The 17,462-nt window shown below is 59.9% G+C and carries 18 protein-coding genes; 9 read left to right on the top strand and 9 right to left on the bottom strand.

Features of this window, described 5'->3' with window-relative positions:
- Nucleotides 1-6: 6 nt before the first annotated feature.
- On the bottom strand, nt 7-912 hold the full coding sequence (gene rimK, locus WF513_RS16265; protein ID WP_339080444.1) for a 30S ribosomal protein S6--L-glutamate ligase: 906 nt from the start codon (nt 910-912) through the stop codon (nt 7-9).
- A complete protein-coding gene (locus tag WF513_RS16260; protein ID WP_339080443.1) occupies nt 909-1,376 on the bottom strand; it encodes an ATP-dependent zinc protease in 468 nt (155 codons plus the stop codon). Before WF513_RS16260 ends, rimK begins: the two co-directional genes overlap by 4 nt.
- Before the next feature lie 97 nt (nt 1,377-1,473).
- Between WF513_RS16260 and WF513_RS16255 the strand changes: the two genes are divergently transcribed.
- The 4 genes from WF513_RS16255 to WF513_RS16240 all read left to right on the top strand — a co-directional run bounded on the left by WF513_RS16255 (nt 1,474) and on the right by WF513_RS16240 (nt 7,492).
- Nucleotides 1,474-1,869: a S4 domain-containing protein gene (locus tag WF513_RS16255; RefSeq protein WP_339080442.1), complete on the top strand. Its 396-nt coding sequence runs from the start codon at nt 1,474-1,476 to the stop codon at nt 1,867-1,869.
- Between the two features lie 200 nt (nt 1,870-2,069).
- Nucleotides 2,070-2,957 (top strand): Hsp33 family molecular chaperone HslO, encoded by an 888-nt coding sequence (gene hslO, locus WF513_RS16250; protein ID WP_339080441.1) that lies wholly within the window; start codon nt 2,070-2,072, stop codon nt 2,955-2,957.
- Nucleotides 2,958-3,249: 292 nt separating this feature from the next.
- Nucleotides 3,250-4,791, top strand: coding sequence for a phosphoenolpyruvate carboxykinase (locus WF513_RS16245; RefSeq protein WP_339080440.1), 1,542 nt, complete (start codon nt 3,250-3,252; stop codon nt 4,789-4,791).
- A 772-nt stretch (nt 4,792-5,563) separates the two neighbouring features.
- Nucleotides 5,564-7,492, top strand: a complete 1,929-nt coding sequence (locus WF513_RS16240) for a RecQ family ATP-dependent DNA helicase (protein WP_339080439.1) — start codon at nt 5,564-5,566, stop codon at nt 7,490-7,492.
- Nucleotides 7,493-7,495: 3 nt separating this feature from the next.
- Here the strand turns inward: WF513_RS16240 and WF513_RS16235 are convergent, their stop codons facing one another.
- From WF513_RS16235 to WF513_RS16215, 5 genes are read right to left on the bottom strand one after another with little or no spacing between them, the layout of a single operon-like run.
- A complete protein-coding gene (locus WF513_RS16235; protein ID WP_339080438.1) occupies nt 7,496-7,933 on the bottom strand; it encodes a nucleoside deaminase in 438 nt (145 codons plus the stop codon).
- 35 nt (nt 7,934-7,968) lie between these two features.
- Nucleotides 7,969-8,580, bottom strand: coding sequence for an ABC-type transport auxiliary lipoprotein family protein (locus tag WF513_RS16230; RefSeq protein ID WP_339080437.1), 612 nt, complete (start codon nt 8,578-8,580; stop codon nt 7,969-7,971).
- Entirely contained in the window at nt 8,577-9,494 is a 918-nt protein-coding gene (locus WF513_RS16225; RefSeq protein ID WP_339080436.1) for an MlaD family protein, read from the bottom strand. Before WF513_RS16225 ends, WF513_RS16230 begins: the two co-directional genes overlap by 4 nt.
- Entirely contained in the window at nt 9,495-10,283 is a 789-nt protein-coding gene (locus WF513_RS16220; protein ID WP_339080435.1) for an ATP-binding cassette domain-containing protein, read from the bottom strand. It abuts the gene before it with no gap.
- Entirely contained in the window at nt 10,280-11,425 is a 1,146-nt protein-coding gene (locus WF513_RS16215; protein ID WP_339080434.1) for an ABC transporter permease, read from the bottom strand. The genes WF513_RS16220 and WF513_RS16215 overlap by 4 nt, the downstream gene beginning before the upstream one ends.
- 240 nt (nt 11,426-11,665) lie before the next feature.
- Between WF513_RS16215 and WF513_RS16210 the strand changes: the two genes are divergently transcribed.
- Nucleotides 11,666-12,007, top strand: a complete 342-nt coding sequence (locus WF513_RS16210) for a cupin domain-containing protein (protein WP_339080433.1) — start codon at nt 11,666-11,668, stop codon at nt 12,005-12,007.
- 40 nt (nt 12,008-12,047) lie between these two features.
- Here WF513_RS16210 and WF513_RS16205 read toward each other — a convergent pair whose 3' ends face one another.
- Nucleotides 12,048-12,986, bottom strand: a complete 939-nt coding sequence (locus tag WF513_RS16205) for a class I SAM-dependent methyltransferase (RefSeq protein ID WP_339080432.1) — start codon at nt 12,984-12,986, stop codon at nt 12,048-12,050.
- Nucleotides 12,987-13,202: 216 nt separating this feature from the next.
- Here WF513_RS16205 and WF513_RS16200 point away from each other — a divergent pair, with 216 nt between their 5' ends.
- The 4 genes from WF513_RS16200 to WF513_RS16185 all read left to right on the top strand — a co-directional run bounded on the left by WF513_RS16200 (nt 13,203) and on the right by WF513_RS16185 (nt 16,877).
- Nucleotides 13,203-14,693: an NAD(P)/FAD-dependent oxidoreductase gene (locus WF513_RS16200; RefSeq protein WP_339080431.1), complete on the top strand. Its 1,491-nt coding sequence runs from the start codon at nt 13,203-13,205 to the stop codon at nt 14,691-14,693.
- Between the two features lie 180 nt (nt 14,694-14,873).
- Nucleotides 14,874-15,044: a hypothetical protein gene (locus WF513_RS16195; RefSeq protein WP_339080430.1), complete on the top strand. Its 171-nt coding sequence runs from the start codon at nt 14,874-14,876 to the stop codon at nt 15,042-15,044.
- A gap of 203 nt (nt 15,045-15,247) precedes the next feature.
- Nucleotides 15,248-16,411 carry an iron-containing alcohol dehydrogenase gene (locus WF513_RS16190; RefSeq protein WP_339080429.1) on the top strand — a complete coding sequence of 388 codons (1,164 nt, stop codon included), beginning with the start codon at nt 15,248-15,250 and terminating at the stop codon, nt 16,409-16,411.
- Nucleotides 16,412-16,433: 22 nt separating this feature from the next.
- Nucleotides 16,434-16,877: a thioesterase family protein gene (locus WF513_RS16185; RefSeq protein ID WP_339080428.1), complete on the top strand. Its 444-nt coding sequence runs from the start codon at nt 16,434-16,436 to the stop codon at nt 16,875-16,877.
- 122 nt (nt 16,878-16,999) lie between these two features.
- Here WF513_RS16185 and WF513_RS16180 read toward each other — a convergent pair whose 3' ends face one another.
- Complete coding sequence (locus WF513_RS16180) at nt 17,000-17,425, bottom strand: glycine zipper domain-containing protein (RefSeq protein WP_339080427.1); 426 nt, start codon at nt 17,423-17,425, stop codon at nt 17,000-17,002.
- Nucleotides 17,426-17,462: the final 37 nt, after the last annotated feature.

The raw sequence follows: 17,462 nt of genomic DNA, 5'->3' as shown, positions 1-17,462 counted from the left end.
TCCGGCTCACCCTTTGCCCTTAGTGCGCGTCAGGTGTGGGCCGCCGTTTTTCTCGATGTACTGGATGATGATGCCGGCGACATCTTTGCCCGTCGTGGTTTCAATGCCGGCTAAGCCGGGTGATGAGTTCACTTCCATCACCAGCGGGCCGTGGTTGGAGCGCAGAATATCCACACCGGCCACCGACAGGCCCATGACCTTGGCCGCACGGATGGCGGTCATGCGCTCTTCTGGGGTGATTTTGATCAGGCTGGCGCTGCCGCCACGGTGCAGGTTAGAGCGAAATTCGCCGGGCTTGGCCTGACGCTTCATGGCGGCGATCACCTTGTCGCCGACCACAAAACAGCGGATGTCTGCGCCACCGGCTTCCTTGATGTATTCCTGCACCATGATGTCTTGCTTGAGTCCCATAAACGCCTCAATGACCGACTCGGCCGCCGTGGCAGTTTCACACAACACCACGCCAATACCCTGCGTGCCTTCCAGTACCTTAATCACCAGTGGCGCACCGTTGACCATGTCGATCAGGTCGGCGATGTCATCCGGGGAATGGGCGAAACCGGTGACCGGCAGGCCGATACCACGGCGTGACAGCAACTGCAGGGAACGTAACTTGTCACGCGAACGGGCGATGGCCACTGACTCGTTAAGCGGGAACACCCCCATCATTTCGAACTGGCGCAGTACCGCACAGCCGTAGAAGGTTACCGAGGCGCCAATACGCGGGATCACCGCGTCAAAGCCTTCCAGCGGTTTGCCGCGATAGTGGATCTGCGGTTTGTGGCTGGCGATGTTCATGTAAGCGCGCAGGGTGTCGACCACCACCATTTCGTGGCCCCGCAACTCCCCGGCTTCAACCAGGCGGCGGGTGGAATACAGGCGCGGGTTGCGCGACAGCACGGCGATCTTCATTGGGCACCAGACGGGTCAGCAAGGGTGGGTTTGTTTTGCATGTAGGTCAGCGCCGGGTTTACCAGCAACTGCCCATCGACCAGCGCTTTGGAGCCGAGCAATACGCGGTAGCGCATGGTTTTGCGGCAGGTCAGGGTAAATTCCACCGGCCACTCGCGCTCGCCGAGGGTGAGCTGGGTGCGAATCACATAGCGCGATTGGCTGTGGCCGTTGGAGCTTTTGATAGTTTTCAGCGACACCAGCGGCGCTTCGCAGCGATGCCGGCGTTGCACCAAGGTGCCGAGGTGCGCGGTAAAGCGCACCCAAGGCTCGCCATCACGGTCGAATGGCTGAATATCGCTGGCGTGCAGGCTGGAGGTGCTGGCGCCCGTATCAATTTTGGCGCGTAGACCCACTAAGCCCAGCTGCGGCAGGTTGATCCATTCACGCAGGCCGATCACGCCCAGTTGGTTAAAAGTTTTCAAAGGGGCATCCGTTATAGTTGCGCGCATTCTAGTTGGCCCTTGGCACAACTGCATCAGGCAAAATGCTCGCCTGCCCAGCGTGAACAGTGAGGACTCGATGAGCGATAAAGATGACGACAAGGTGCGCCTGGATAAATGGTTGTGGGCCGCGCGTTTCTATAAAACCCGCGCGCTGGCCAAGGCCGCCATCGACGGCGGCAAGGTGCATCACCGAGGTGAGCGTTGCAAACCGGGTAAGGAGCCACGAGTCGGTGATGTGTATGTGATTCGCAATGGTTTTGATGAGCGCAGCGTCGTCGTGCAGGCGCTGTCCGTGGTGCGGCGCGGCGCGCCAGAGGCGCAAGCCCTGTATGCCGAAACCGCTGAGAGCATCGAACGCCGCGAACAGGCGGCGGCGCAGCGCAAAGCTGGCGCCTTAGGCATGCAGACCGATGGCCGGCCGAGCAAAAAGCAGCGTCGGCAGTTGCATCAGTTTCACGGTAATCAGGAATAAGATGCCGCGCGGGGTCAACACCAGCGGCTGGTGCGAGGGCAGAGTGTTGAGCATGCAGGGTGCCGCTGTTTTCATCAATGAAGGCAGTGGCAGGGCTGTGTCGATAGTTTCTGCGTGCGGTGTTGATAGATAAGAGGCGCTTGGTCGGATCGACGTTTGCGCCTAAAATCCTCAGCCGAGCCACATTTAGTGAAGTTGGCATGCCTGATTTTTCCCAACGCTTCTTGTTCGACGACAGCGATATTCGTGGTGAACTGGTCGGTCTGACCGACAGCTACAGCCACGTGCTGGCCAAACACACCTACCCGCAGCCCGTCGCCCAATTACTGGGTGAGCTGCTGGCTGCCGCCGCCCTGCTGATCGGCACGATAAAATTCGACGGTCTGCTGATCCTCCAGGCCCGTTCTTCGGGCGCGGTGCCGTTGCTGATGGTCGAGTGCTCCAGCGAAGGCGAGTTGCGCGGTATCGCGCGTTATCACGCCGAGCAAATCAACGCCGATGCTAGCTTGCGTGAGTTGATGCCCGATGGCGTGCTGGCCATCACCGTCGACCCAAAAGCCGGGCAACGCTATCAAGGTATCGTTGATCTGGAAGGCGACACCTTGGCCGACTGCCTGACCAATTATTTTGCCACCTCCGAACAGTTGCCCACGCGCTTCTGGCTAAGCGCCGATGGCCAGCGTGCTCGCGGCTTGCTGCTGCAACAACTGCCGGCCGACCGCTTGATGGAAGCCGATGAGCGTGAAGCCAGCTGGCAGCATGCACTCGCCCTCGCTGACACGGTCAAGGCCGAAGAACTGCTGGGGCTGGATAATGAAACGTTGCTGCACCGCTTGTATCACCAAGAAGCGCTGCGCCTGTTTGAGCCGCGCGGGCTGCAATTTCGCTGCAGCTGCTCGCGTGAGCGCTCCGCCCGCGCGCTGACCAGCCTCGGCCAAGCGGATGCGCAGGCGTTGGTGCAAGAGCAGGGCGGGCAGGTGGAAATCGATTGCCAGTTCTGCAATGAGCGCTACCTGTTTGATGCGGCCGATGTGCTGCAATTATTTATGGATGGCAGCAGTGAGGGGCCGTCGGACACGCGCCACTGATTATTGGCTGCTGCGCGTCGGGCCTGCGCCGTTAAAAGCAGGCTTGGGATGCTGATGTACAAACGTATACACCGCTTTCTCGCATGTTTTGCCTGACAGGCCTCTAGCTCGTTGGCTTGTAGCCGTTTGCGGGACGAATCGCACGCTAACCGCGGCATGTTGATCTGATCAGGGGCTGCACGTGCAGCCTGCTTTTCTGGCATAATCCGCCACACTTTTTTCGCTGTAGTAGGGTTTTTTTGCTACTACAAAACGTTCGGAAGACTCGGCCGCTTGGCCAACGGGGACCCACATGACGCAAGCCAACAACGCCGTGCACACCGACATCAGCGCTGCCCAACTGGTCGAAGAAGCCCTTCGTCGCGGCGAAGGCGAACTGGCCGCTACTGGCTCGCTGGTCGTACGCACTGGCCACCGTACTGGTCGTTCGCCGGCTGACCGCTTCATTGTGCAAGAGCCAAGCACCGAGGCAAAAATCGCCTGGGGCGCGATCAATCGCCCATTCCCAGCCGACAAATTCGATGCCCTGTGGGACCGCGTACAGGCATTCTCCGATGCCCAGGACAGCTTTGTATCCTACGTTCATGTAGGTTCGGCCGACGCGCACTACCTACCGGTGAAAATGACCACGGCGACGGCGTGGCAGAACCTGTTTGGCCGCTGCTTGTTTATCAACCCGCCGCAGTACAACCCGGCGAGCAAGGGTGAGTGGCAGATCCTCAACGTCGCCAACTTCGAGTGTGTGCCTGAGCGTGACGGCACCAATTCTGATGGGTGCGTGATCCTCAATTTCGCCGCCAAGAAAGTCCTGATCGCCGGTATGCGTTACGCCGGCGAGATGAAGAAAGCCATGTTCAGCGTGCAGAACTTCCTGCTGCCAGATGCTGACGTGCTGCCAATGCATTGCGCCGCCAACATCGGTGAAGAGGGCGACGTCACCTTGTTCTTCGGCTTGTCTGGCACGGGTAAGACCACCTTGTCGGCCGACCCGAGCCGTTACCTGATCGGTGACGACGAGCACGGCTGGGGCGTGGGCGTGGTGTTCAACATTGAGGGCGGTTGCTACGCCAAGTGCATCGATTTGTCTGAGAAGAACGAGCCGGTCATCTGGAAAGCCATTCAGTTCGGCGCCGTACTGGAAAACGTGGTGCTCGATGAAAATCGTGTGCCGGATTACGCCGACGACAGCCTGACTCAGAACAGCCGTGCGGCTTACCCGCTGGAACTGATTGAGAAGCGCAGCGAGAACAACCTCGGCGGCGAGCCGAACGCGGTGATCTTCTTGACCTGCGACCTGACTGGCGTGTTGCCACCGGTGTCGATCCTCAACGAAGAGCAGGCGGCCTACCACTTCCTCTCCGGTTACACCGCGCTGGTGGGCTCCACTGAAATGGGCAGCGGCGGCGGCATTAAGTCGACTTTCTCCACCTGCTTCGGCGCACCATTCTTCCCGCGCCCGGCCGGTGAATACGCGGAATTGCTGATCAAGCGCATTCGCGGCTTCGGTTCCAAGGTGTATCTGGTCAACACCGGCTGGACCGGCGGCGGCTATGGCGTCGGCAAGCGCTTCAATATTCCGACCACCCGTGGCGTGATTGCTGCGATCCAGAGCGGCGCGCTGATCGGCACTGAAACCGAGCAACTGCCCATCATCAACCTCAGCGTGCCAAAGTCGGTGCCGGGTGTTGAAACCAATTTGCTCAACCCGCGTAACACCTGGGCTGATCAGAATGCCTACGACCAAGCAGCGAAAGGCCTAGCGGGTTTGTTTGTGGAGAACTTCAAAAAGTTCGACGTGTCCGATGCGATCCGTAATGCCGGCCCGCAGCTTTAAGCCGCATTCGCTGTAACTTAAAACCGCCTTAGGGCGGTTTTTTGCATATAGAGCCGCGATATACCTGATTGAACAGCGCGGGTGATGCTCGGTCGGGTGGCGCTGCGCGGATAAGTTGTTTGCCCTAGGGGAGAAAGGTCTAAGCCTGCTGCGTTTGTGCGCACGCGATAGACCCAAACGGAAAAGCCGCCCTGAGGCGGCTTTGGGTGCGTATCTGCAAGCAGATCAGGCACATTAGGCGGTTGTGACGTTTAACGTTAATCAGGTGGCCGCTCTGCACGGCCTCACGGGTTGCCCTGTTGTTGACTCAGGCCGCGGCTTTTACGGTTGGCATCTCAGGCGATTTCCAGTGTCTTTGCGTGGCGACTGTCGACTTAAACAAGGCTGGCGAGTGCCAGAACGTGTCGATATGGCGCTGGCGGCGCTGGGGCTTTCGAGTTGCTTGGCCCATAAGATTCGTGGCGTGACACAGCGTACGGTGAGTTTGCGTGATCCCTGCTTGATTGCACATCGGCCCAGTATTCGCCTCAGTGACGCCGGGTTAGCCGGTGTCTGTGCTGTGCGGCCTTCTGGCCGGATGGGTGAGCAATCTAACGGGTGACCGGCAAGCTGCCGTTGAAACCAGATACCTGCATACTCATCTCCTTTGTTTGCCTGCATGAACTCACTGTAGGCGTCTAAAGCTGACCTTGTTAGTTGGATTGGCAATAGCCGGGCGGCTTCTAGGTCTTAATTATTGTTTGCCGCTGTTGCGGTCAATGGAGTAACCGCTATGAGTACCCTTGAGCGCGTGTTTGGCTTTCAGCAGCTGCGCCCCGGTCAGGAGCGGGTTGTCAGCGCCGTGCTGGCGGGCCGTTCAGCGGCGGCCATCTTCCCCACGGGCTCGGGCAAGTCGCTGTGTTACCAGTTGCCGGCCTTGCACCTACCGCACCTGACGTTGGTGGTCTCGCCGCTGCTGGCCTTGATGCAGGACCAATTGGCGTTTCTGCATGGTCGGGGCATCAGCGCCGCCAGTATCGACTCGGCGCAAAGCCGAGAGGCCGCCAGTGCGGTAATGGCCCGGGCGAAATCCGGCGAGCTGAAAATTCTGATGATCTCGGTCGAGCGCCTGAAGAACGAGCGCTTCCGTCATTTCATCAGCCAAGTACCGATTTCCCTGCTGGTGATCGACGAGGCGCATTGCATCTCCGAGTGGGGGCACAACTTCCGTCCGGACTACCTGAAATTACCGGATTATCAGCGTCAGTTCGGCATACCGCAGGTGCTGCTGCTGACCGCCACGGCAACGCCGCCAGTGATTGCCGACATGCAAAAGAAGTTCGCCATTGCCGCGGATGATGTGGTCACCACCGGCTTCTACCGGGCCAACCTCAATCTGTTGGTTGAGCCGGTTAGTGGTGCTGACAAACAGCGCCGTCTAGAGCAATGGCTGGGGGGCAAGGCCGGGCAGCCGAGCATCGTTTACGTCACGCAGCAAAAAACCGCTGAGCAGGTGGCTGCGCGCCTGAGCCAGTGTGGCATTGCTGCCAGCGCTTACCACGCCGGGATGCCGCACGACGCGCGGGAGGCGATCCAGCGCCAGTTTATGGCCGGGCAGATCAACTGCATCGTCGCCACCATCGCCTTCGGCATGGGCATCGACAAGAGTGATATCCGCAATGTGGTGCACTTTGACCTGCCTAAATCCATCGAGAATTACAGCCAGGAAATCGGTCGCGCCGGCCGTGACGGCCAGCCCTCGGATTGTCTGGTGCTGGCCAATCGCGACAGCCTCAACGTGCTGGAAAACTTCGTGTATGGCGACACGCCGGAGTTGGGCGGCATTCGCTGCGTGCTCGATGAGTTGTTGGCTAATGCTCAGGGTGGCGAGTGGGAGTTGATGCTCAACTCGCTTGCCGATCAGAGCAATATCCGCCAGCTGCCGCTGAAAACCCTGCTGGTGCAGTTGGAGCTGCGCGGCATCATCGCACCGCGCTATGCCTATTTCGCCGAGTATTGCTTCAAGTACTTGCTAGAGCCTGAGGCGCTGCTGGCCAAGTTCGACGGCGAACGGCGGCAGTTTGTCGAGGCGCTGATCAGTACCTCGCAGCGCGCACGCACCTGGTGCGCGGTGGATTTCGACCTTCTCTATCAGCAAAGCCAAGCCGAGCGTGGTCGGGTGATCAAAGCGCTGGATTATTTTCAGGAGAAAGGCTGGGTCGAGCTGGAAAGCAAACAGATGACCGAGGTTTATGCATTGCTTGACCCGCATTTCGACCCGGCCGCGCTGAGCGCCGAATTGCACGGCTATTTCAGCCAGCAGGAGGCCAGTGAGATCCGCCGGATTCACGCCATGCTGGCCTTGTTTGCCAGCGAGCAATGCCTAAGCCAGCGTTTGGCCGCTTACTTTGGTGACGATAATGCGCCGCAGCAGTGCGGGCATTGTTCGGTATGCCGTGGGCAGGTCGCCCGCCTGCCTGCGCCGCCAGCCTTATCGTCTTTGGCTGAGCAGGATGTACGTGGGCTATGCGACGGCTTTTCGCGCAAACATCAGGAGGTGAAAGGCAGCCAGCCGAGCAGTGAATGCCTAACGCGCTTTCTCTGCGGCATCAGCGTGCCGCTATTTACCAAGCTCAAGGCGCGTCAGATTAGCGGGTTTGCGGCGCTGGAAGAGTATCCCTATGCCGAGGTGCGAGCGTGGTTGCTCGCTCAACAAGGCTAGCGGCTATTCACCGATATCTTCGTTCCACAGGGTTGGCTGGGCGGCGATAAAGCCCTGCATCAGGTGCAGGCATTCGCTGTTGTGCAGCACCTCAAGGCTTACGCCGCGCTCGCGCAGCAGCGCTTCCTCGCCGAGGAAGCTCTGGTTCTCGCCGATGACCACTTTAGGAATGCCATACAACAGAATGGCTCCACTGCACATCGCGCAAGGCGAGAGGGTGGTGAAGAGCACCGACTCGCGGTAAGTCTGTGCGGTCTGCCGTCCGGCGTTTTCCAAGGCGTCCATTTCACCATGGCGAATGGCGCTGCCTTGCTGCACGCGTCGGTTGTGCCCGCGGCCAATAATTTGGCCGTTATGCACCAGCACTGAACCAATCGGGATACCGCCTTCGGCCAGACCTTGGCGAGCTTCGTCGATGGCTGCTTGCATAAATCTATCCATGGTCGCCTTACCTCGTGCGTTGTAGGGGAGTTAGCTCACTGCTGCTGTGCTGTCTGGCCTTGGCTTAACGTCCATTCCAGCACCTCGCGGGCCAGTTGGTCGCCCGCTTCGCCGAAGGCGTTGACCACCGCGGGTACTGACGTGTCGCGGGCTGTTTGACTGACGTTAAAGCGCCGGCTGGCGAGGATACGCAGCGTGCCGCTTTGCACCAGCCGCGCTTCGAACAGGATGCGCGTGACCGGCTGGCCGTTCTGGTATTCGCTGTGGAAGGCGCGCAGGTCGCCGTCCAGTTCAAGGTCAGCCTGCAGGCGTGCGCTATCACTGCTGACTGCCCTTAGGCGGCCGTCATCAAGGAAGGCGTCGATCAGCCGATCACGCAGCAGCAGAGGCGCGCGATCGCTCCAGCGTACGCCCTGGTAGGCGCTGACTTGATCGCCCGGCGGCACCACGGCAATCCGCGTGCTGTCGAGCAGTTGGCTGCTGTAGGGCGTGTTCACCCGCAGTGTCCACGTGGTGCTGCCGGTGTGCGCAGGCAGGTGCGTGGCGGGCAGGCGGTAAACGCTCAGAACCGGACTTTTAGGCCATATCGAGCAGGCGCTCAGGCTGCTGATCAGCGCCACGGCGGCAAGCAGGCGAAGGCGGTTCATGGTTGGAACTCCTTAATGGTGTCGCTGCGCAGCAGGTAGCCGGCAGGGTCTTCTTCCAAGCGGCGGGAGAAGGAGCGCAGGGCGCTGAGGGTTTCGCGCAGTTCGCCGATGGTCGGGCCCAGTTCGCCAATCCCCTGCATGCCGCCATCGAGCGCGCTGCGGTTGTCTATCAGTAACTGTTCGACGGTGTTGCTGCTGCGTTCCAGTGAGGCCATCAGGCGGCTGGCGCTGTCCATCGCGTCACGGCCCTGACCGCTGATGAGCTGGTTGGCGTTGCGCATCAGGTCGGCAGCTTCCTGGCTGGCTGTGCTCATGTGTTGCAGCGCCTGGCGCAGCTCATCGCGCTGTGCGGCGACGCTGGCGCTGGTTTGTTCGATGTTTTCCAGGGTGCGCGAAATACGCCCGACATTCTCTTGGGAGAACAGTTGGTTAGCGCGGTCGAGCAGGCGCGTGACGCTGATGACTAAGTCTTCACCGTTGGTCATTAAGCGTGCCAGCGGCGAGCGGTCGGCGATAATTTCCGCCCGTTGGTTACCTTGGCTGGCAAGGATTGGGCTGTCTGGGGTGCCGCTGTGCAGCTGGATCAACGCGGCGCCGGTAATCCCGGTGATTGATAGGCGTGCGCGGGTGTCTTGCTTGATCGGGGTACTGGCGCTGACGCGAATATGGGCGCGGACTTTGCGCGGGTCTTTGGGGTCTAGGCGCAGGTCGATCACATCACCGACCTTGATGCCGCTGTATTGCACCACGCTGCCCTGAGACAAGCCGCTGACGGCCTCGTTGAAGATCACGTCATAGTCACGCCACTCTTGCTCCGAACTGGCCTTGCTCAGCCACAACGCAAAGCCCAGCGCGGCCGCTGCCATCAGCACGGTGAACAGGCCAATCAACACGTGGTGCGCACGCGGTTCCATTTAGCTTCTCCCTGGCGCGCCGTTGGCCGCCTGTTCGGCTGCGCGTCCGCGCGGGCCGTGAAAGTATTGGTCAATCCATGGGTTGTCGGTGGCGGCCACCACGTCCAGGCGGTCGGCCACCAGCACGCGTTGTTCCGCTAACACCGCCACCCGATCACAGATGGTGTAGAGCGTGTCGAGGTCGTGGGTGACCAGAAACACGCTGAGGCCGAGCGCATCGCGCAGGGTCAGAATCAGTTGGTCAAAAGCCGCTGCGCCAATCGGATCAAGCCCGGCGGTGGGTTCATCGAGAAACAAAATCTCTGGCTCCAGCGCCAAGGCGCGGGCCAGTGCTGCGCGCTTGACCATGCCACCAGACAGCTCGGTGGGGTATTTGTCACCGGCTTCACGCGCCAAGCCGACCAGTGCCAGCTTGACCAGTGCCAAGCGCTCGGCCGAGGTGCGGCTGAGGCCCGCGTGCTCGATTAGCGGCAAGGCGATGTTTTCCGTCACCGTCAGCGAGGAAAACAATGCGCCGCGTTGATACAGCACACCGAAGCGCCGTTCCAGTTGCGAGCGGCGCTCAGGCGGCAGATCCAGCAGCTCTTCACCAAAGACCCGCACGCTGCCGGAATTGGCGCGGCGCAAGCCGAGAATGCTGCGCAGTAATACCGACTTGCCGGTGCCAGAGCCGCCGACCACACCCAGTACTTCACCGCGATACAGGTCTAAATCGAGATTTTGGTGCACCGTTTGGCTGCCGAAGCGATTCACCAGTTGACGCACTTGGATAATGGCTTCGCCCGTCACCAGCCCATCTCCATGAGAAACAACGCGGCGAGGGCGTCGAGCACAATCACCACAAAAATCGACTGAACCACGCTGGAGGTGGTGCGCTCACCGACTGATTGCGCGCTGCCGGTGACTTTAAAGCCCTCCAAACAACCAATTACCGCGATCAGAAAGGCAAATATCGGCGCTTTGGCCATGCCGACCCAGAAGTGTTTGAGGGCGATATTTTCCTGCAGCATGGCCAGGTACATGGTCGGCGGGATGTCTAGGCTCAGGGCACAGACCACCGCGCCGCCAAGGATGCCGCTGAGCATGGCGATAAACGTCAGGATTGGCAGGGCGATCAGCAAGGCAAACACCCGTGGCAACACCAGCAGTTCCAGTGGGTCGAGACCGAGGGTGCGGATGGCGTCGATTTCTTCGTTGGCCTTCATCGAGCCAATCTGTGCGGTATAGGCGCTGGCGGTGCGGCCGGCGATCAAAATGGCGGTGAGCAACACGCCAAATTCACGCAAAAAGGAGAAGGCCACCAGGTCAACGGTGTAGATGCTCGCACCAAAGTCGGCGAGTACCGTGGCACCGAGAAAGGCCACCACGGCGCCCACCAAGAAGGTCAGCAGCGCGACGATGGGTACCGCATTGAGGCCGCTCTGTTGCAGGTGGGCGACCAGCGACGTCATGCGCCAGCGGCTGGGGCGCAAGGCGATCGCTGCCATCGCTGCCAAGGTCATGCCGATAAAGCCGAGCAGCGCCACGCCTTGCTGCCAAAGCTCTTCGAGGGATTGGCCAATTTGGCCGAAGAATTCACGCCACGCCGGAATGCGCTTTACCGTTACAGCATCACCGGCCTCGGCGATGGCTTTGCCAACCGCTTGCAATAAGGCCCGGCGCTCACTGGCCAGCCCCGGCGCATCATTGGCCAGTTGTGCTAAGCGCTGAGCGCCGAGTAACTCCACCAGCAGCGCAGCGCCGGCAGTATCCAGCGCGCCGAGCGCTTGCAGGTCGATGCTGGCGTCACCGTGCAAGGCGCCACGACGCCGCAACACCTCGGTTTCGAGGCTGGCGTAATGGGCCAGCGTCCAGTCACCGCCAATGCGCAAACCTGAAGGCGCATCCGTGCGGGTGGGGGCAAGCGGGGTGATAAACGGGGCTGTGCTCATGGCGCACAGCTTAACCTTCTGGCCGAGTTACGCCCAGTTCGCTCGGCCGCTTGGATGTTCGGCGCGGGCCAGTCGCGAGGCACAACACGAGGGTTTTGGCGTTGTGCTGATTTAGCGCGGGTTGTTTCAGCGGCGCGTTGGGCTGCGCTTTCAGGCAGCTCTAGGTCGACTTCAGGATAGTTGCCGTGACGTCTCAGTCCTAGACTCGGCTGTCTTGTTTGCTGACCTTAGGAGCTTGTCATGAAGCCGATTACCGTACTGCGCGAAACCCTGCCAATACCGCTGCTGGACGCGTGCAAGTGGACCCGCGTCGCCGGTGAGCCGCACACCGTCAACCTGAACGCTTACACCTCAGAAGACGGCAGCAAGATCATGGGCACCTGGATTTGCACCCCAGGTAAGTGGGAAGTGGCTTATGAAAAGTGGGAGTACTGCCACTTTCAGGAAGGCTATTGCATCATCACGCCAGAAGGCGAAGAGCCGATCCACTTGCGCGCCGGTGATATTTTTGTCATTGAAGTGGGCATGAAGGGCACGTGGGAAGTGGTCGAAACCGTGCGCAAGTACTTTGTCTTTGCCTAAGTTCTCGCGGTAAGTCTCTGCTAAGCCGCCGGCGAGGGCTTTAGTTGTGGCGAAACACCAACGCTTTTAAAGCGCTATCCGGCTGGCTATCCGGGAACTCCGCGGGGTTGCTCAGGCGTTCGCTGAAACGCAGGTTGGGCGCTTCACTGGCCATCGCATCAATCAGGTATTGCGGGCCGATTTCTGGCTCGTTGCTGCAAGCCAGGACCATGCCGTTGGCGGCGAGCAACTCGGGCAGACGGCGCAGCGTTCGCGGGTAATCTTTGCTCAAAACAAAGCTGCCGCGCTGGAAGGACGGCGGGTCGATGATGATCAGGTCATAAGGTCCGTACTTGGCGACTTTGCCCCAAGACTTGAACAGGTCATAGCCGAGAAATACCACCTGGCTCAGGTCATGTTGGTTGAGTCGATGGTTGTCGCGGCCCCGGCTGAGCGCCGGCCTGGACATGTCTAAATTGACCACGTGCTGCGCACCACCAGCTAACGCGGCCACTGAAAAACCGCAGGTGTAGGCAAATAAGTTGAGCACGCGTTTGCCTGCTGCATGCGCTTGCACCCATTGGCGGCCATGGCGCATGTCGAGGAACAGCCCGGTGTTCTGTTTTTTGCCCAAATCGAGGCGATAGTTCAGGCCGTGCTCGCCAATATCCCAATGTTCCAGCGGTTCACCGAGTAGCCATTGCGTAGGGCTTTCGGGCAGATAGCGTTGTTGCAGCAACAGGCTGTGGGCACCGCTGTGCTGCCACGTCGTGCTCTGACCGAGGGCCTGTAACATCGCCTGTAGCGCCTGCAACTCGCTATCACTCAGCGGCTTAAACAGCGCCACCAGCAGCACGCCTTGCAGCCAGTCCACCGTGATCTGCTCCAGCCCCGACCAGCAGCGGCCGCGCCCGTGAAACAGGCGGCGAGTTTCCGGCGGAGGGCTATTCAAGGCGCTGATCAAGTGCTGCTGCAGGGTGGTGAGGTCGGTGGGCGTCATGGGCGGCAGTCAGTGGGGGAGACGGCTATTTTAACAGGCTTATGCACGCGGCAATCTAGGCGGGCAAATCAGCTGCTCGTCATCACTCGCGCTAACCTGCTGCTGTTCATAACAGCAATGGTTGGATGACAAAACGGCCGCTGCGGGTGATTCTGGCGAACACTGTTGGCCCATAAGCGAGGCCGGCATGCATAAGAAGAAGCCTGAGGAGCCACCATGTCTGTCGAGCATTTGGATGTTTTGATCATTGGCGCGGGTTTATCCGGCGTCGGTGCCGCGTATCACCTGATGAAGCACTGCCCGAGCAAGCGCTTCGCCATCCTTGAGGGCCGTGCCGCACTCGGTGGCACCTGGGACTTGTTTCGTTATCCGGGTATACGTTCCGACTCAGACATGTTCACCCTCGGCTACAACTTCAAACCCTGGACCAACCCACTGGCGATTGCTGACGGCCCGTCGATCCGTCGTTATATCGAAGAAACCGCGCAGGAAAACGGCATTCAGGAAAAGATCCGCTTTGAGCACAAAGTGCTCAGCGCTGACTGGAGCACCGAACAGGCCACATGGACCTTGCAGGTACAGCGTGGCGATGAAGCCGAACCGGTCAGCATACGTTGCCAGCACCTGCTGATGTGCACCGGCTATTACCGTTACGAGGCGGGCTACACCCCTGAATTTAAGGGCCGCGAGCAATTCCAAGGGACGTTTATTCACCCGCAGCTATGGCCGGAAAACTTCGATTACAGCGGTAAGCAAGTGGTGGTTATTGGCAGCGGTGCCACGGCGGTGACGTTAGTGCCGGCCATGGCCGATAAAGCCAAGCATGTGACCATGCTGCAGCGCTCACCGACCTATGTGGTCAGCCTGCCCGAGGGCGACTCGATATCGGCGTTTTTGCGGCGATTTCTACCGGAAGCGTGGGTGTATCGGTTGGCGCGTACGCGCAATGTGGCCATGCAAATGGGCTTCTTCAAACTCTCTAGGGTCTGGCCCAGCTTGGTGCGCAAGGTATTATTACGCCTGGCTAAGCGCGAGCTGGGTGCGGACTTCGACATGCGCCACTTTAGCCCCAGCTACAACCCTTGGGATGAGCGCGTGTGTGCGGTGCCTAACGGCGATCTGTTTAATGTGCTGCGTGAGGGCAAGGCATCGGTGGTGACCGAGCATATCGACGGGTTTACCGCCACCGGCATCCGTCTCAAGTCCGGCCAAGAGCTGCCAGCGGACGTCATCATCAGTGCCACGGGCCTGGAGTTACAGCTATTTGGCGGCATGAGTGTGGCAGTGGATGGCGTGCCTTTCGACGCCGCGCAGAGCATGGGTTATCGCGGCATTATGCTGCGCGACTTGCCGAATGCGGCGGTGGTGTTGGGGTACACCAATGCCAGCTGGACGCTTAAAGCCGATCTATCCAGCGAGTACTTCTGCCGGCTGATCAATCACATGGACGCCACGGGCATGCGCCAATGCACCCCGCGTGATGCGGCGCGAGCCGTTAAAACTGCACCCTTTCTTGATCTTGCTTCCGGCTATATCCAGCGGGCGGCGGGTAAGATCCCCAGCCAAGGCGATCGTGCCCCCTGGAAGCTCTACCAGAACTACCTGTTTGACCTGGCGCTGCTGCGCTATGGCAAGGTTGCAGACGGTTATCTGCAGTTCAGCTCACCGCAGGTCGTGAAACCTACGGAAAACGCTGCCGCGGTCTAGACTTAGCAACAATGTAAGCCAAACGCTATAACTAGTTGAAGCGTTATGCCTACAGGCACATGGCCATTTGCCGCTTTAGCAGCAGACAGCACGCCACTATATTTTGTGACCGCGCTCACGGATGATAAGCCAGATAAGAATGGCGGCGGCCACAGAGCAGTTATTAAGAGGGTGAGCGCAATGGAATCACTTCAAAAAGAGCAGCGCTATTTACCGGAGCTGCGCGTTTACATCGACAAGCTATTGGCCAAAGGCTGGGTGATCGCCGGGCGTAACCCGTTGACCCTGCAGTCCGGGCGCAAAACCTACCGGGTGATGCACGGTATGTTGATTGGCAGCGCCGCGTTTTAGCGCACCGCATCGCGTTTCCCAAGGCTACTGCTGATCGGCAGTGGCCTTTTTTATGCGTGGCTGCCGGGGTGGGCCATTCAATTCTGATGGAGGTGCGTTGACCGTGTCGGCTGCTGCGCTTATCAATCAAGTGAGTGCCACTCGGTGAGGCGCGTAGGATAAGTACCAAACACGCATAACCCTTACTAATAAGAGGACGCCCAATGCTGCCCTTTAGCTTTGCCACAACCGCACAAATTCTCTGTGAGCTGGGTGCGTCCCAACGCGTGGGCCAATTGTGCCGCGAGCGCGGTGCGCAGCGGGTGCTGATTGTGACTGACCCAGGTATCCGCCAGCTTGGCCTGCTCGACAGCGTGTTGCCGGGGTTTGCGCCGGCCGGTGTCAGTGTTGAGGTGTTCGATCAGGTTGTGGCTGATCCGCCGGAAGCCATCGTGCTGGCTGCAGTGGCGCAGGCCAAGGCGTTTAAGGCGCAGTTGATTATCGGCTTTGGTGGCGGCAGTTCGATGGATGTGGCCAAGCTGGTCGCGCTGCTGGCGCATGCCGATTGCAGCCAGCAACTGGCGCAACTGTATGGCGTCGGTAATGCCCGCGGCCCGCGCCTGCCGCTGATTCTGCTGCCAACCACCGCCGGCACCGGTTCGGAAGTCACCCAGATTTCCATTATCACCACCGGGGCAACCAGCAAAATGGGTGTGGTCTCGCCGTTGCTGTTGCCCGACGTGGCCGTATTGGATGCTGAGCTGACCCTTGGTCTGCCGCCGGCGGTGACAGCGGCCACCGGCATCGACGCCATGGTGCATGCCATTGAGGCCTACACCAGCGTGCTGAAGAAGAACCCGCTGTCTGATCTGCTGGCCCGCGAAGCGCTGCGCCTGCTCGCCGCCAACCTAGATGAAGTGGTGCACAACGGCGCTAACCGCGAGGCGCGTCAGGCCATGTTGCTCGGTTCTTGTTTAGCCGGGCAGGCGTTTGCCAACGCGCCGGTGGCGGCGGTGCATGCGCTGGCGTATCCGCTGGGCGGGCACTTTCATATTCCCCATGGGCTGAGTAACGCGCTGGTGCTGCCGCATGTGCTGGGTTTTAACGCCAGCGTCGCGGCGCCGCTGTATGCCGAGTTAGCACCGTTGGTGGTGGGCAAGCACCTGCGCGCGGGCAACGAGGTGCAGCAAACCGAGCAGTTTATCGGCGCTTTGGTAGATTTTAGCGAACGCAGCGGTTTGCCGACGCGCCTGCGCGATGCGGGCGTGGCCCAAGACATGTTGCCGACCTTGGCTCACGATGCCATGCAGCAGCAGCGCCTGCTGGTGAATAACCCACGGGAAGTGACCGAAGCCCATGCCTTAGCGATCTACCAAGTCGCCTACTGATGACCCTCGATAAGGACTTTGCATGAACCCCCCAGAGCACCTGCGTCGCGACTATCGTCACTTCCAGCCCATCACCACGCGCTGGCACGACAACGATGTTTACGGCCATGTGAACAACGTCACCTACTACAGCTTCTTTGACAGCGCGGTGAACACCTACTTGATCGAAGTGGGCGGCCTGGATATTCATCACGGCAGTGTGGTGGGTTTTGTTGTGAGTTCGAGCTGCGACTACTTCGCTTCCATCGCCTTCCCTGAGCGCATCGAGATTGGCTTGCGAGTCGGCAAATTAGGCAACAGCTCGGTTCAATATGAGCTGGCGGTGTTCAAAGAGGGCGAGCATGTTGCCTGCGCCGCCGGGCGCTTTGTGCATGTGTTCGTTGACCGCAGCAGCAATCGGCCGATGAGCATCCCGGAAAATCTGCGCGCTGCGTTGACGGTTCTGTTGGTTGAGCATGCCGGCTAAGCGGCGCGCGCTCGACAAGCGCCCAACGGGGCTTTCGCAGCCATCGGCCAGCCTGAACAGCGTGAGTGAGCACCCAAGAAAAAGCCGCTGATGAGCGGCTTTCGGTTGTCTGGGTTCGCTACCTAGTGGTGTTTATGCTTCTTATGTTTTTTGTGCTTTTTGCCGTTGTAATGACCTCTGTCGCGTTCGCCACCACCGGCGTACTCATTGGCCAGCGCGCCACCCGCTGCGCCACCGAGACCGGCACCGATGGTTGAGCCCGTGCTGCCGCCAACCTTATTGCCCAATACCGAGCCACCCGCAGCACCCAGCCCACCGCCCAGTGCGGCTTCAGTTTTGTTACCGTCACGTGCGGTAATCACCCCACCGGCTGCGCCACCCAGGCCTGCACCAACCGCCGCGCCCGTGCTGCCGCCAACCTGTTGGCCGATTACATTACCCAATACGCCGCCGAGTCCGCTGCCAATGGCGACCTTGCCGGTATCACCAGCGAAAGCGAGAGGGGAAACCAGGGCGCTGAATATCAGCGCAGAACATAATGTACGCATACGGCAGACCTTCTCGACTAAAGGGGATGCGGACCTA

The organism is Pseudomonas sp. TMP9 (assembly GCF_037943105.1).
Taxonomy (GTDB): domain Bacteria; phylum Pseudomonadota; class Gammaproteobacteria; order Pseudomonadales; family Pseudomonadaceae; genus Aquipseudomonas.
Note: the sequence above shows the minus strand (reverse complement) of the source record. Positions and strands in the feature narration are given on the sequence as shown.

Coding starts and splice junctions, on each gene's coding strand:
- rimK (WP_339080444.1), bottom strand. CDS start 912: ATGAAGATCGCCGTGCTGTCGCGCAACCCGCGCCTGTATTCCACCCGC.
- WF513_RS16255 (WP_339080442.1), top strand. CDS start 1,474: ATGAGCGATAAAGATGACGACAAGGTGCGCCTGGATAAATGGTTGTGG.
- hslO (WP_339080441.1), top strand. CDS start 2,070: ATGCCTGATTTTTCCCAACGCTTCTTGTTCGACGACAGCGATATTCGT.
- WF513_RS16245 (WP_339080440.1), top strand. CDS start 3,250: ATGACGCAAGCCAACAACGCCGTGCACACCGACATCAGCGCTGCCCAA.
- WF513_RS16240 (WP_339080439.1), top strand. CDS start 5,564: ATGAGTACCCTTGAGCGCGTGTTTGGCTTTCAGCAGCTGCGCCCCGGT.
- WF513_RS16235 (WP_339080438.1), bottom strand. CDS start 7,933: ATGGATAGATTTATGCAAGCAGCCATCGACGAAGCTCGCCAAGGTCTG.
- WF513_RS16230 (WP_339080437.1), bottom strand. CDS start 8,580: ATGAACCGCCTTCGCCTGCTTGCCGCCGTGGCGCTGATCAGCAGCCTG.
- WF513_RS16225 (WP_339080436.1), bottom strand. CDS start 9,494: ATGGAACCGCGTGCGCACCACGTGTTGATTGGCCTGTTCACCGTGCTG.
- WF513_RS16215 (WP_339080434.1), bottom strand. CDS start 11,425: ATGAGCACAGCCCCGTTTATCACCCCGCTTGCCCCCACCCGCACGGAT.
- WF513_RS16210 (WP_339080433.1), top strand. CDS start 11,666: ATGAAGCCGATTACCGTACTGCGCGAAACCCTGCCAATACCGCTGCTG.
- WF513_RS16205 (WP_339080432.1), bottom strand. CDS start 12,986: ATGACGCCCACCGACCTCACCACCCTGCAGCAGCACTTGATCAGCGCC.
- WF513_RS16200 (WP_339080431.1), top strand. CDS start 13,203: ATGTCTGTCGAGCATTTGGATGTTTTGATCATTGGCGCGGGTTTATCC.
- WF513_RS16195 (WP_339080430.1), top strand. CDS start 14,874: ATGGAATCACTTCAAAAAGAGCAGCGCTATTTACCGGAGCTGCGCGTT.
- WF513_RS16190 (WP_339080429.1), top strand. CDS start 15,248: ATGCTGCCCTTTAGCTTTGCCACAACCGCACAAATTCTCTGTGAGCTG.
- WF513_RS16185 (WP_339080428.1), top strand. CDS start 16,434: ATGAACCCCCCAGAGCACCTGCGTCGCGACTATCGTCACTTCCAGCCC.
- WF513_RS16180 (WP_339080427.1), bottom strand. CDS start 17,425: ATGCGTACATTATGTTCTGCGCTGATATTCAGCGCCCTGGTTTCCCCT.